General features: G+C 69.4%; 13 protein-coding genes. 6 read left to right on the top strand and 7 right to left on the bottom strand.

Features of this window, described 5'->3' with window-relative positions; genetic code table 11:
- Window positions 1–4: 4 nt before the first annotated feature.
- The 3 genes from EIZ45_RS30430 to EIZ45_RS30420 all read right to left on the bottom strand — a co-directional run bounded on the left by EIZ45_RS30430 (window position 5) and on the right by EIZ45_RS30420 (window position 1,806).
- On the bottom strand, window positions 5–337 hold the full coding sequence (locus EIZ45_RS30430; protein WP_037816550.1) for a hypothetical protein: 333 nt from the start codon (window positions 335–337) through the stop codon (window positions 5–7).
- A gap of 108 nt (window positions 338–445) precedes the next feature.
- Entirely contained in the window at window positions 446–1,054 is a 609-nt protein-coding gene (locus EIZ45_RS30425) for an alpha/beta family hydrolase (RefSeq protein WP_037816554.1), read from the bottom strand.
- A complete protein-coding gene (locus EIZ45_RS30420; protein WP_043832896.1) occupies window positions 1,051–1,806 on the bottom strand; it encodes an SOS response-associated peptidase in 756 nt (251 codons plus the stop codon). The genes EIZ45_RS30425 and EIZ45_RS30420 overlap by 4 nt, the downstream gene beginning before the upstream one ends.
- A 112-nt stretch (window positions 1,807–1,918) precedes the next feature.
- On the opposite strand from EIZ45_RS30420, the gene rsgA reads away from it, so the two are divergent.
- From rsgA to EIZ45_RS30400, 4 genes are all read left to right on the top strand, one after another.
- Window positions 1,919–2,938 (top strand): ribosome small subunit-dependent GTPase A, encoded by a 1,020-nt coding sequence (gene rsgA, locus EIZ45_RS30415; RefSeq protein WP_134667103.1) that lies wholly within the window; start codon window positions 1,919–1,921, stop codon window positions 2,936–2,938.
- A gap of 72 nt (window positions 2,939–3,010) precedes the next feature.
- Window positions 3,011–3,802, top strand: a complete 792-nt coding sequence (locus EIZ45_RS30410; RefSeq protein ID WP_134666953.1) for a hypothetical protein — start codon at window positions 3,011–3,013, stop codon at window positions 3,800–3,802.
- Window positions 3,803–3,968: 166 nt separating this feature from the next.
- Complete coding sequence (locus EIZ45_RS30405) at window positions 3,969–4,865, top strand: hypothetical protein (RefSeq protein WP_037816559.1); 897 nt, start codon at window positions 3,969–3,971, stop codon at window positions 4,863–4,865.
- Between the two features lie 153 nt (window positions 4,866–5,018).
- Window positions 5,019–5,816: a hypothetical protein gene (locus EIZ45_RS30400; RefSeq protein WP_134666955.1), complete on the top strand. Its 798-nt coding sequence runs from the start codon at window positions 5,019–5,021 to the stop codon at window positions 5,814–5,816.
- A 59-nt stretch (window positions 5,817–5,875) separates the two neighbouring features.
- Here the strand turns inward: EIZ45_RS30400 and EIZ45_RS30395 are convergent, their stop codons facing one another.
- Together EIZ45_RS30395 and EIZ45_RS30390 are read right to left on the bottom strand one after the other, a co-directional pair.
- On the bottom strand, window positions 5,876–6,367 hold the full coding sequence (locus tag EIZ45_RS30395; protein ID WP_106961329.1) for a hypothetical protein: 492 nt from the start codon (window positions 6,365–6,367) through the stop codon (window positions 5,876–5,878).
- The gene (locus EIZ45_RS30390; protein ID WP_134666957.1) at window positions 6,364–7,761 is read right to left on the bottom strand and encodes a wax ester/triacylglycerol synthase family O-acyltransferase; all 1,398 of its coding nucleotides are present in this window, start codon (window positions 7,759–7,761) and stop codon (window positions 6,364–6,366) included. The genes EIZ45_RS30395 and EIZ45_RS30390 overlap by 4 nt, the downstream gene beginning before the upstream one ends.
- A gap of 34 nt (window positions 7,762–7,795) precedes the next feature.
- Here EIZ45_RS30390 and EIZ45_RS30385 point away from each other — a divergent pair, with 34 nt between their 5' ends.
- Window positions 7,796–8,560: an RNA methyltransferase gene (locus EIZ45_RS30385; protein ID WP_134666959.1), complete on the top strand. Its 765-nt coding sequence runs from the start codon at window positions 7,796–7,798 to the stop codon at window positions 8,558–8,560.
- Here EIZ45_RS30385 and EIZ45_RS30380 read toward each other — a convergent pair.
- The gene (locus EIZ45_RS30380; RefSeq protein ID WP_134666961.1) at window positions 8,553–8,936 is read right to left on the bottom strand and encodes an HAD-IA family hydrolase; all 384 of its coding nucleotides are present in this window, start codon (window positions 8,934–8,936) and stop codon (window positions 8,553–8,555) included. The genes EIZ45_RS30385 and EIZ45_RS30380 overlap by 8 nt on opposite strands.
- Window positions 8,937–9,192: 256 nt before the next feature.
- On the opposite strand from EIZ45_RS30380, the gene EIZ45_RS30375 reads away from it, so the two are divergent.
- On the top strand, window positions 9,193–9,672 hold the full coding sequence (locus EIZ45_RS30375; protein WP_205670141.1) for an Rv3235 family protein: 480 nt from the start codon (window positions 9,193–9,195) through the stop codon (window positions 9,670–9,672).
- Window positions 9,673–9,817: 145 nt separating this feature from the next.
- Here EIZ45_RS30375 and secA read toward each other — a convergent pair whose 3' ends face one another.
- The gene (gene secA, locus EIZ45_RS30370; protein WP_134666965.1) at window positions 9,818–12,739 is read right to left on the bottom strand and encodes a preprotein translocase subunit SecA; all 2,922 of its coding nucleotides are present in this window, start codon (window positions 12,737–12,739) and stop codon (window positions 9,818–9,820) included.
- Window positions 12,740–12,955: the final 216 nt, after the last annotated feature.

Below are 12,955 nucleotides of genomic sequence, written 5' to 3'. Positions count from 1 at the left end.
CCCCTCAGCCCTTGCCGATTCCGTGCAGCCGGTCGGTGTGCGCCTGCTCGGTGCTCGAATAGACGCGGTACGCCTCCCACAATGCGTCGTCCAGTCCGCGCAGCGAATCCCGCAGCTGGTCCTGGGACTGCGAGATCAGCTTGTGCACGCCGGTCGCCCGCACCGCGAAGGCCACGTTGAGACCAGCCTGGTCGGCACCGAGCAGGCCGGCCATGTCGAGGTCGCGGAGCGGGCGCACCGCGTCGGCGCCGGCGGCGAAATGCTCGACCGCCGGGTCCAGATGATCAGTCAGCGATTGTTTGAACCCTTCGAGGTCCACCGAATACCCGTCCGGCACGACCTGCCCCCTTCGTCCGTCGGCCGCCCCCGCGTGCGGCCGTACGGACAGCGAAAACCACACCGCTTTCGGAACGCTGACAGATCGCTGTCTGAAGGAGCGCCGCCGTCACGAATGCGGCCGGACGATCCTTACCAGCCACTCCGCCGCCGCGCGGGCGAGCGCGTCCAGGTCGCTCGACAGGGCGTGGTCTCCCGCCACTACGACGATCTCGTGGTGCGGCGCGGGTTCCGGACGGCCGAACGGATCGCGCTCCCCCTGTATCACCAGCGCGGGCACCTCGACCGCGTCCAGTTCCGCTTGCCGCGACTTCTCCGGCTTCCCCGGCGGATGCTCCGGGAACGCCAAGCACAGCACCGCGACCGCCTGCCCGGCCGAAGCCGTCCGGCAGGCCACTCGCGCACCCGACGAGCGGCCGCCGAAGATCAGCGGCAAATCGTCGAAACGGGCGGACACCTCGTCCGCCACCGTGAGCCACGCCGTGTCCAGTTGCTTCGCCGGAGCGGGCGCGCGCCGCCCTGCCACGCGGTACGGCTGTTCCACCAGCGCCACGTGCACTCCGACCTTGGTGGCCGCGCGAGCTACCGCGACGAGGTCCTTCGCCCCGATGCCGCCGCCCGCGCCGTGGCCGAGCAGCAGCACCGCGTCTCCGTCGGGCGCGCAATGCAGTTCGGCTCGCGCGATCCCGTGCTCGGTGTCGATCTCGAGCGTGGTCATGACAGGTCGAACAGCGAGTCGACGGACTGTTCGGTTTCCGTGCGCCGCAAGAGTTCGGGGCCGTTGTTGCGGACGTTGTTCACCAGGCTCGACACCGGCCGCAGCTCCAGCGATTCGACGACCGAGGGCGACGTCGGCACCATCAATTCGTCCACTTCGGACCGGTCCGGGTCGAGCCAGCCGGCCCAGTTCTCGTGCGGCACGATCAGCGGCATCCGGTGGTGGACGTCGGTGAGCTGGCCCGCGGCGTCCGTCGTCAGGATCGAGAAGGTGATCAGCGGTTCGGCGTCCGCGTCGTCCTTCGGCCGCCAGCTTTCCCAGATTCCGCCGAAGGCGAGCGATTTCCCGGAGGGATCCGTCATGTAGAACGGCTCCTTCTCCTTGCCCGTGCGCCGCCACTCGAACCAGCCGTCGGCGGGAACCAGGCAGCGCCGCGACGCCAGCGCGCGCTTGAACGCGGGCTTCTCCTTCGCGGTTTCCGCACGCGTGTTGATCATCCGCGAACCCGCCGAAGGATCCTTGGCCCAGAACGGAACCAGGCCCCACCGCATGATCCGCAGCGAGCGCTCCGCCGGTTCGTCCTCGAGAACGAGCCCCTCGGCGTCGCGGGGGTGCCGCTGCACCACGGTCACGACGTTCTTGGTCGGCGCGACGTTGTGGTCCACTCGCGCCCGGCCCTCGGTCAGGTCGACCGCGGCGAACTCCTCGACCAGCTTCGCCGGGTCTTTCGTCGCGGCGTAACGGCCGCACATGCCAACCTCCTCGGGGTGCCTCGAACGCCATCGTCGCACGCAAACCGGGCCCGGCGCGACCGGCATGGGATCATTCGACCAGGCAAAGGGCGACCGGGAGGACGTGGGCGGCTTGGGGCGAGGCGACTGGAGGCGGCTGGACGAATCCGACGTGCGGGTGCGTCCCGGCAAGGGCACCAGGCCACGCAGCAAGCGCAGGCCCGAGCACGCCGACGCGGTCACCGCGATGGTGATCGGCAAGGACCGCGGCCGCTGGACGTGCGCGGTCGACGCCGATCCGGGTCGCGTCGTGATGGCCATGCGGGCCCGCGAAATGGGCCGCGTCTCGGTGGTCGTCGGGGACATGGTCGCACTGGTCGGCGACGTGTCGGGCAAGCCGGACACGCTCGCCCGGATCGTCCGCGTCGACGAGCGCACCAGCGTGCTGCGCCGGACCGCCGACGACACCGACCCGTACGAACGCGTGGTCGTCGCCAACGCCGCGCAGCTGCTGATAGTCACCTCGCTGGCCGATCCCCTTCCCCGGCCCGGATTCATCGACCGCTGCCTCGTCGCGTGCTACGCGGGCGGCCTGGAACCCGTGCTGTGCCTGACGAAAGCCGACCTCGCCAGCCCGGATTCGCTGCTCGCCGGCTACGCGGGCCTCGACGTCCCGGCCATCGTCACCCGGCACGACGAGGAACCCGAGGGCCTGCGCGAACGCCTCGCCGGCCGGATCACCGCCCTCGTCGGGCACTCCGGAGTCGGCAAGTCGACATTGGTCAACCGCCTGGTGCCCGCCGCCGAACTGGCGACCGGCGACGTCAGCTCGGTCGGCAAGGGACGGCACACCTCGGTCGCCGCGGTGGCGCTGCCGCTGGCGGGCGGCGGCTGGGTGGTCGACACCCCCGGCGTCCGGTCGTTCGGGCTCGCGCACGTGACCGCGGACGACATCGTGAACGCCTTCGAGGAGTTCGCCGCGGCCGCCGAGGAATGCCCGCCGAACTGCGGCCACCTCGGCCCGCCCGAGGACCCGGACTGCGCGCTGGACGACGTGGTCGCCGACGGAAACGCCGGAGCGGAACGGCTGGCGTCGCTGCGCAGGCTCCTGGTGTCGCGTTCGGGCGGCGGGGACATCCGCACCGAATCGTGACCTGAACGGCGTAACCCCTGGCGTCGGCCGCCGATACGGAGTGCGACAGCTTCCAAGTCCAGGGGGAAATCCATGCGGCTCCGCGTTGGTGCCGCGGCCGTTTGCGCCGCGCTCGCGCTGGCTGGGTGCGGCGCGCCCGCGCCATCGACGGCGGGCCCGTTCACCGATCTCGGGTCGCTCGCCGCGGCTGTCCGCCAGAGCCTCGGGAAGACCGGCACGGTGCGGCTGACCATGTCCGAGGAGAGCGGCAAAGGAACGGCCGACGTCGAGGTCGGCCTTCTCTACAACGGCCCGCACACCGCGGTCGACCTGCGCATGACCAACGGGGCCGAACTGCGCATGTCCGGCGAGACGGTGTTCGTCAAACCGCCCACCGCGCAGGCCGACTCCGGCGGCCGGTGGATCCGGGTCTTCCCGCTCGCCGCCGACCTGTACTCCAGGGCGTTCTGGAAGCTCGCGGAGCAAACCGCCGAGCAGACCGACCCGCTGCGCACCGTCGACCAGCTCATCCGAGGCGGAGAACTGACCGGGTCCGAACCAGCCGAACTCGACGGCCGCAAGCTCACGCACTACCGCGTGCGGCTGGATTTCGAGCGCGTCGCGGACCATCTGATCGGCTTCATCTCCGACGAATCGCAGTACCGGATCCGGACGCGTTTGTCCGGGAAGGGGGTGCGGATCCCGCTCGATCTGTGGCTCGACGACTACCAGCGGCCGGTCAAGGTCGTCCTGGACGAACGGCCCATGGCCCGGTTCGACCCCGATCTGACCGGCTCGGTGCTGACCGTCCAGTACCGCCGCTGGGGCACTCCGGTCGAGGTCGCGGCCCCGGCCGCGGATCTGGTGGACAACCTGGGCGGATAAGGTAAACCGGAAGAACCTCTCCGGCGGAGGGAACCTTTACCCGCCGGACGGCGTCTCAGAAGCAACCTCGCGGAGCCGCCCCGCGCGCCGGACCGCAAGGACGCGGCCGCGAAGGCAGCCGGCGGCAACGCAGGTGAAAGACCGATTCCTTCCTAGGGGGAGAACCATGCGCAAGACCACGACGTTCGCTGTCGCCGCCGGTGCGGCGCTGGCGCTGGTGCTGACGGGCTGCGGCTCGAGCGCCGAGAACGGCACCGCGTCCCCGGCCGGGCAGTCCAAGGACGGCGGGTCCGGCCTGGCGTCGCCGTTCAGCGACGCGCTGAAGCTGGCCGACGCGGCCAAGCAGGGCACGGAGAAGGCCAAGTCGGCGAAGATGACGATGGAAATGATGGGCCAGAAGGCCGAAGGCTCGATGCGCTTCGACGGCGAGAACTCGGCCATGGCCATGACGATGGACAGCCCGCAGGGCCCCACCGAAATGCGCTACGTCGACAAGACCCTCTACATGAAGGTCCCGGCCTCGCAGTCCAAGCAGTTCGGCAGCGACAAGCCGTGGCTGAAGATCTCGCCGGACGCCACCGACCCGATGTCGCAGTCGTTCAGCAAGATGATGTCGCAGTCGACCCAGCAGAGCGACCCGACCCAGATCCTCGACCAGGTCTCGAAGGCGGGCCGGATCGTCTCGGCCGACCAGGTCGACCTGAACGGCGAGAAGGTCAACCACTACAAGGTGGAGCTGGACGTCAGCAAGTCCATGGAGACCTACGCCAAGGGCATGCCCGAAGAAGTGAAGACCCAGATGAAGAAGATGCTCGAGGGCAAGAGCATCCAGATCCCGGCCGAAATCTGGATCGACAAGGACCAGCTTCCGGTGCAGATCACCATGGACCAGACGGAAATGATGAAGCAGCTCGGCGCCTCGACCGGCTCGCCCGCCGCGGCCGCGGCCGGCGGCAAGATCGACGTCAAGTACAGCGACTGGGGCAAGCCGGTCGACGTGACCGCGCCGCCCGCCGACCAGGTCACCGACTTCGGCGAGCTCATGAAGAAGATGGGGCGCTGACCCCCGCCGCTCTTCGCGGGCCCCGAGCCGCTCCGGCTCGGGGCCCGTTTTTTTGTGCGCTACTGCCGGTAGCACGCGTTCCCCCGAACGGGGCGGACCCGCCCGTTGTGCTTGGCTTGAGGCACCTTACGGCCGGTCAGAGAGGGTTTTCGGATGCGCAGGACGGCCGTGGCGGGTGTCGCCGCGCTGCTGGCGATCGTCTCGGCGGGTTGTTCCAGCACCCCGGAACCGCAGCGCTTCACCGACGCCCGCGCGCTCGCGGACGCCGCTTCGGCCGCGACCTTGGCCGGGCACACCGCGAAGTTCACCGCTGACGTCACCACCGGCACCCTCGTGTCCCACGGCCAGGGCCAGGCGAAATTCGACCCCGCCGGAACGTCGCTCTCGATGACGACGGACTACGTCGGCGAGCCGATCGAACTGCGCCTGGTGGACAAGACGCTGTACGCGAAGGTGCCGGAAAGCGCGCGAGACCAGGTCAGCGACCACAAAGCATGGGTGAAGGTGTCGCCGGACGGCACCGATCCGCTCTCGCAGGTGCTGGGCGGCAGCCTGGCGCAACTGGCCGAGCAGAACGACCCGGCGCGCACCCTGGCGCAGGTCCGCACGGCGGGAACCGTGGCGTCCAGCGAGCAAACCACCCTCGACGGAGCCTCGGCCGAGCACTATCACCTGACCGTCGACCTGGGGAAACTCGGCTCGGAACTGCCCGGCGGCCTGCCCGCCGAAGCGCTGACCCGGCTCGGCGACCGCGGCAAGACGGTGCCGTTCGACCTCTGGCTGGACCCGCAGCACCGGCCGATGCAGCTGGTCCTGGACCTGACGCCGGTCATGCAGGCCACCGGGCAGACCGGCGTCGCCACGGTCAAGGCGCACTACACGGACTGGAACTCCCCGGTCACCGTGAACGCCCCCGCCCCGGCGGAGATCGGCGTCCTCACCGGCGGTTGACGTGCCGTGAAGGGCTCCTTCCGGGAATCTGATTCCCTCAAGGAGTCCTTCACGGACCGCTAAAGCAGTTCGAGCAGGAAGGGCAGTTCCTGCAGCGCGTACCAGGCCAGCTCGTGGTCTTCGGCGTCGCCGAGGGTGAACTCGGCGTCCTCGTCGCCGAGGTCAGCGGCGTCGATCACCGCCGCCGCGGCGGCCACCGCTTCCTCCGCCTCGGCCGAGTCCACGTGGATCGCCGCGATCTGGGACTTCGGCACCGGACCGGCGAGGCGCACGACGGCCGCGTCCAGGTCCGGCCGCAGCGTCGCGTCGTCGACGTCCACCGAGACCACGGCCCGCCGCGGTTCGGCCTTTTCCTCAGCGGCGATCAGGCGCAGCGAGGCACGGGCCGCGTCCAGCAACGCGGCGTATTCCAGTTCCTCGTCGGAACCGCTCGCGTACGCCTCGCGCAGGGCGGGCGTCAGCGCGAAACCGGTGCCGCTGCGAGCGCGGAACTCGCCATTGGCCTCCAGGTCGCGCAGCATCGCGATCGTCGCAGGCAGATAAACCCTCACCAGTGCGCACCCTTCAGCTCTTCCAGTGCTTCTTCGATCATCCCGCCGAGCAGCCCGACGTCGAACGCGGCCTTGCGGTCGCCGTTGAGTCCGAAGTAGACACCGCCGTGGTAGGAGGTGACCCCGATCGCCAGCGCCTGCGTGCGCATCAGCGGCATCACCGGGAACATCTCCACCAGTCTCGCCTCTCCGGCATACATCGGCACCTGCGGCCCCGGCGAATTCGTGATCATCAGGTTGAAAATCCGCCCGGACAGCGAACCGCCGGCCCGAGCGCCGAGCGAATGCAGCGTCGCCGGTGCGAACCCGCTCACCTTCAGCAACCCGCGCGCGGCCACCGATCTTCCCGAATTCAGGTGCTCGGCCATCGCGTGGCCGATGTGCTGCAGCCGCAGCACCGCGCTCGGCTCGCCGACCGGCAGGTCGATCAGGTAGGCCGCGACCTCGTTGCCGACCAGCGCGGGCGTCGCGAACTCGGCGGTTTCGGCGTCGGTGACCGCCATCGGCACGAGCGCGCGCACGGTCTCGGTCGGCGTGAGGTGCTCCCCGCGCGACAGCAGCCATTCCCGCAGCGCACCGGTGATCGCGGCGAGGATGACGTCGTTGACCGTGCCGCCGTGGTCCGCGCGGATCTTGCGGAAATCCTCCAGCCGCGTGCGCACGACCGAGAACACCCGGCCGCCGGAGACCCGGACGTTCAACGGCCCGGGCGGCGCGGGTCGGGTGATCGTCGCCGCGACGCCACCGAGCGTCTCGACGGCCTTGCTCACCGTGGTCACCGCGTCACCGGCGATCGAGCGCACGTTTTCGATCAGCTCGCCGGGACGTTGCACGGTCTCGCTCATCGCGTCGAGCACCAGCTGCGCACGGCTGGGCTCGCGCCGCGGCGCCCACATGTCCTCGAACGGCTCGGGCGGTTCGGGAGTCTCGTCGAGGATGAGCTGGCCGAGGTCGATCGTGCCGACACCGTCCACAACGGACTGGTGCGTTTTCGTCACCATCGCGACCCGGTCGCCGGCCAGCCCCTCGACGAAATACGCCTCCCACAACGGGCGCTCCGGCGCGAGGCGCCGCGACATCAGCCGCGCGACCAGGTCGAACAGCTGGTCGTCGCTGCCCGGCTGGGGCAGCGCGGAGCGGCGGACGTGGTAGTTCAGGTCGAAGTCGACGTCGTCCACCCACACCGGGCGCGCGAGGTGCCCCGGCACGCCGAGCACGCGCTGGCGGTAGCGGGGCAGAAACGACAGCCGCGCGGCGACGAGGTCGAGGACCTGCTCGTAGGTGAACCCGGACGACGGCCGTTCGAAGATCGCCACGCCCCCGACGTGCATCGGCGTCGTCTGGTCCTCGACGTACAGGAACGAGGCGTCCAGCGCGGACAGGCGGTCGGGCATGAGCCGATCCTTACACAATGCGAGACTGGCCGGTGTGGGTGATGAGCTGGCGGGTTCGCCGAAAGACCGCTTCCTGACCGTCTACGGGCGCAAACCCGTGCTGGAGGCACTGGGCGATCCGGATCTGCGCGTGGACAAGGTGATCCTCGCCGACACCGCGCGCGGCCCCGCCGCTGCGGAAATCCAGCGCGCCGCGAAAGCCGCCGGGGTACCCGTGCAGCGAGCGAGCGCACACCGGGTGAAAGTGCTGGCCGGCAACGGAAAACAGGACCAGGGCGTACTGGCCGACGTCGTCGCGCCGCGAATGCGAGCCCTCGCCGCGGCCCTCGACGACCGCCGCCCGCCGGCCCGGCTGCTGCTCCTGGACGGCATCACCACGCCGGCCAACGTCGGAATGATCCTGCGCACCGCGACGGCCGCCGGCCTGTCGGGCGTAATCGTGCCGCGCCGGGGCGTCGCCGCACTGGATCCGATGGTGGTGAAATCCTCGGCAGGCGTTGCCTTCCGGGCACCGGTACTGCGCTGCGGATCGGCGCGCGAGGCGGCGGAAATGCTGGTGGAAGCCGGATACAGCCTGTTCGCACTCGGTGCCTCAGCGTCGACCTCGGTGTTCGACGTGGAGCTGCCGCAGCGTTCGGCCTTCGTACTGGGCGGCGAAACCGAAGGCGTCGGCGAGGCAGTTGCCGAACTGGTGACTGAGTGGCTGTCCATCCCGATGCCCGGCGACGTCGAATCACTGAACGTCTCCGCCGCCGCTGCCGTGCTGTCGTTCGAACTGGTGCGACGCGGGGTCAGCTGAACAACGCGGCCAGCTCGTCGAGAGTCTCGGCGATGCTGCGATGGTGCACGCCGACCATGCCCGCGGCGACCGCCCCGCGCACGTTCCGCTCGGCGTCGTCCACGAACACACACCGCGGCGCGGCAAGCCCGATCCGCTCAGCCGCGACAAGATAAATCTCGCGGTTCGGCTTGGCGACGCCGACCTCGCCGGAGAAGACGAGGGCGTCAAAGTATTGCGCCAGCTCGGTTTTCACCCCAGGGGCGGCTCCGGGTGCGTTCGAGACGAGCGCGGTGCGGGTTCCGTTCTCGCGGGCGTCGCGGAGGTATTCGTAGAGAAGCGCGGCGTCCGGGTCGGTTAGGACTCCGGCGTAGTCGACGAGCAAGCCTTTCAGCACTTCGCCAGCCTAACTGTTTTGTTCGGGCGGTCGGGTTTCCCAGCAGCGTGGTGCGCAGCGAGTCCGCGAACCATGCCCGCGTTTCGCTCGACCGGTCGCGGGTCGGTGCCGGTCGGTCCGGCCCCCTAGCGCATCAGGCTCATCCCGTCTGCGCCAATCTGCCCTTTTCGCCGGATCAGGCACTCAACGTCCCATCCCCCGGCCCCCGGACACACTAATCCGCGGGTGGACGTCCATGTTTCGGGGAGGGAACTCAATGACGAACCACAGCCTCCGGCCGCTGGCCGCGGTCCCGGAGGTCAAGGGGCGGCGCAGGCATCGACGCGGTCGGTGGCCGTCGCCGCACGAACTGCCGCCTGCTGGGCATCGGCTGGTGCGGCTTGCCGATCCGCCTACCGGGCAGCGGCTGAGCCAGCGGCTCAACGCCATCCTCGAAGTCCTCGCCGGGCGGCGGGCGGCCGGGCAGATCCGGCCGCTCGTGGACGAGGCGTTGTTTTCCCGGCTCAGCAGCCAAGGGCTGATGCCGGGCATCCGCCATCACGTCGCCGGGGAGTTGCGCGTCTGCCGTCCGGCCGAGACCGCGTTGGAGACCAGCACGATCATCCACTCCGGACCCCGCGTGCTGGCCCTGGCGGCCCGGTTCGAGCGCACGCGGACGGGGTGGGTGTGCACGCGGTTTCACGTCCTCGCGCCGCGCGCCGAGATCGCGCAGGCTGGTCGGTCCTCAGTGGCCTGATTCCCAATGGGACACGTGTCCTGAAGATTAGGACATACAGCCTAGAACGAGTCCACTGTGGAGACAAAAAAGAACGGCAGCACGAGGGTTCTCGTGCTGCCGTTCTCAGTCCATACCGTCCACAGTGGACGGAGTTAGGCACGCGTCAGCGACGCGGGCCCTTCTTGCCCTTCTTCGCCTGCGCCCGCTCGGCGGCCCGGCGTTCGCGGCGGGTGCCGCCCGCGGCTCCGGCGTCCGCGTCGTTCGCGCTGTCCGAATGGGACTCGACGCCGCCGCCCTCGGAGGGGCCGGACATGGTCAGTCCGGATTGGACACCGCCGCCGCCGAGGCCCTTGCCGCGCAAGGCGGACGGGACCGAATCGGAGTCGGTGGCCGGGGGCTGCGGCGGGGCGGGGCGGGCGTGCTTGCCCTCGTCCTCGCCCTGGTTGCCGAAGGCGCCCGCCGCCGCGGCGGTCGCGGACGTGACTCCGCCCGGGAGCGCCGACGGTTCCGGCTGCTGCACGGTTTCCGGCTCGGCGCGCTCGACCTGAAGGTTGAACAGGAAGCCGACGGCCTCCTCCTTCAGCGAGTCGAGCATCGCGCGGAACATGTCGAAGCCCTCGCGCTGGTACTCGATCAGCGGGTCGCGCTGCGCGAGCGCCCGCATGCCGATGCCCTCCTTGAGATAGTCCATCTCGTAGAGGTGCTCGCGCCACTTGCGGTCCAGCACGGTGAGCATGACCTGGCGCTCGAGGCGGCGCATCGAGCCTTCCTCGCCGACCAGTTCGTCGATCTCGGCCTCGCGCTTGGCGTACGCGTCGAGCGCGTCGTCGACCAGCGCCTGGCTGAGCGATTCCGCGTCGAGGTCGCCGTCCTCGATCAGGTCGTCCCAGTCGAGGCTCACCGGGTACAGCGTCTTCAGCGCGGTCCACAGCTGCTCGTGGTCCCAGTCCTCGGCGTAGCCCTGGGAGGTCGCGCCCGAGACGTACGCCTTCACCACGTCGACGATCATGTGCTCGATCTGCTCGCGCAGGTCCTCGCCCTCGAGCACGCGGTGGCGCTCGGCGTAGATCACCTTGCGCTGCTCGTTCATGACCTCGTCGTACTTGAGGACGTTCTTGCGGGTCTCCATGTTGAGCTGCTCGACCTGGGTCTGCGCGCTCTTGATCGCCTTGGAGACCATCTTGTGCTCGATCGGCACGTCGTCCGGCAGCCGCATGGTGGTCATGATGCGTTCGACCAGCACCGCGTTGAACCGGCGCATCAGGTCGTCGCCCAGCGACAGGTAGAACCGCGATTCGCCGGGGTCGCCCTGCCGTCCGGAACGACCGCGCAGCTGGTTGTCGATGCGCCGGGACTCGTGCCGCTCGGTGCCGAGCACGTAGAGCCCGCCCGCCTCGCGGACGACGTCGGCTTCGGCGCGCGCCTCTTCCTTGATCTCCTCGAGGACCTTCGGCCACGCGGCCTCGTACTCCTCGGAGTGCTCGACCGGGTCGAGGCCGCGCTCGCGCAGCACCTCGTCGGCCATGATGTCCGGGTTGCCGCCGAGCACGATGTCGGTACCGCGGCCCGCCATGTTCGTGGCGACGGTGACCGCGCCCTTCCGGCCGGCGCGCGCGACGATCAGCGCTTCCTTGTTGTGGTACTTCGCGTTCAGCACCTCGTGCGGCACGCCCAGCTTGAGCAGCAGCTTCGACAGGTGCTCGGACTTCTCCACGCTCGTGGTGCCGACCAGCACCGGCTGGCCCTTTTCGTGCCGTTCGGCGATGTCCTCGGCGACGGCCTCGAACTTGGCCTGCTCGTTCTTGTAGATCAGGTCGGCGCGGTCCGCGCGGACCATCGGCCGGTTCGTCGGGATCGGCACGACGCCGAGCTTGTAGGTCTGGTGGAACTCGGCCGCCTCGGTCTCGGCGGTACCGGTCATGCCGGACAGCTTCTTGTAGAGCCGGAAGTAGTTCTGCAGCGTGATCGTGGCGAGCGTCTGGTTCTCCGCCTTGATCTCGACGCCTTCCTTGGCCTCGATCGCCTGGTGCATGCCCTCGTTGTAGCGGCGGCCCACCAGGATGCGCCCGGTGAACTCGTCGACGATCATGACCTCGCCGTCGCGGACGATGTAGTCCTTGTCCTTGTGGTAGAGCTCCTTGACCTTCAACGCGTTGTTCAAGTAGCCGACCAGCGGGGTGTTCGCCGCCTCGTACAGGTTCTCGATGCCGAGCTGGTCCTCGACGAACCGGACGCCCTTCTCGGTGACCGCGACGGTGCGCTTCCGGACGTCGGTCTCGTAGTGGTACTTCGAGTTGATCAGGTTGGCCTTCTCGACCCGTTCGCGCGTGCCCATCGTGGTGGTGTCGATGCCCTGCATCAGCGGCGCGAGCCGGGCGAACTCGACGTACCACCGCGACGACTGGTCCGCCGGGCCGGAGATGATCAGCGGGGTGCGCGCCTCGTCGATGAGGATCGAGTCGACCTCGTCGACGATCGCGAAGTTGTGCCCGCGCTGCACGCATTCGTCGAGCGACCAGGTCATGTTGTCGCGCAGGTAGTCGAAGCCGAACTCGTTGTTCGTGCCGTAGGTGACGTCGGCGTTGTAGTGCTTGCGCCGTTCCTGCGGGTCCTGCTCGGCGACGATGACGCCGACCTCGAGACCGAGGAAGCGGTGGATGCGGCCCATCCACTCGGCGTCGCGCTTGGCGAGGTAGTCGTTGGTGGTGACGACGTGCACGCCGTCCCCGGGGATGGCGTTCAGGTAGGCCGCGAGGACACAGGTCAGCGTCTTGCCCTCGCCGGTCTTCATCTCGGCGACCTGGCCGAGGTGCAGCGCGGCCCCGCCCATGAGCTGGACGTCGTACGGCCGCTGGCCGAGCACCCGGTGCGCGGCTTCCCGCGCGACGGCGAAGGCCTCCGGCAGCAGTTCGTCCAGGGATTCACCCTTGCCGTACCGCTCGCGGAACTCGTCGGTCTTGGCCCGCAGTTCGGCGTCCGACAGGTCCTTCACGTCGTCTTCGAGGGTGTTGATGTGATCGGCGATGTTGCGCAGCCGCTTCACCATCTTGCCCTCGCCCGCGCGGAGCAGGCGGTTCAGCACCATCCGGTCGACCTCACTAGCTGATCATGATCGCGCCCAGGCCGTTCCCGGGCAGTAAATCGCCACGGCTGGCGCCCGTGTGCGCCGCCGCCGTCTCCCCCATCGTAGGGAACGCGGCCTGGTCCGCGCACGCACGTCGTCGCAGAAGGTCACGGAGGTGTGCACAGGTCCCGACGAAGGTCGTGCCGCGGGTCGTGCTCCGGGCACGCGGACGGCCCG

The sequence above is a fragment of the Amycolatopsis sp. CFH S0740 genome (assembly GCF_004522315.1).
In the GTDB taxonomy this organism is placed as follows: domain Bacteria; phylum Actinomycetota; class Actinomycetes; order Mycobacteriales; family Pseudonocardiaceae; genus Amycolatopsis; species Amycolatopsis nivea.
Note: the sequence above shows the minus strand (reverse complement) of the source record. Positions and strands in the feature narration are given on the sequence as shown.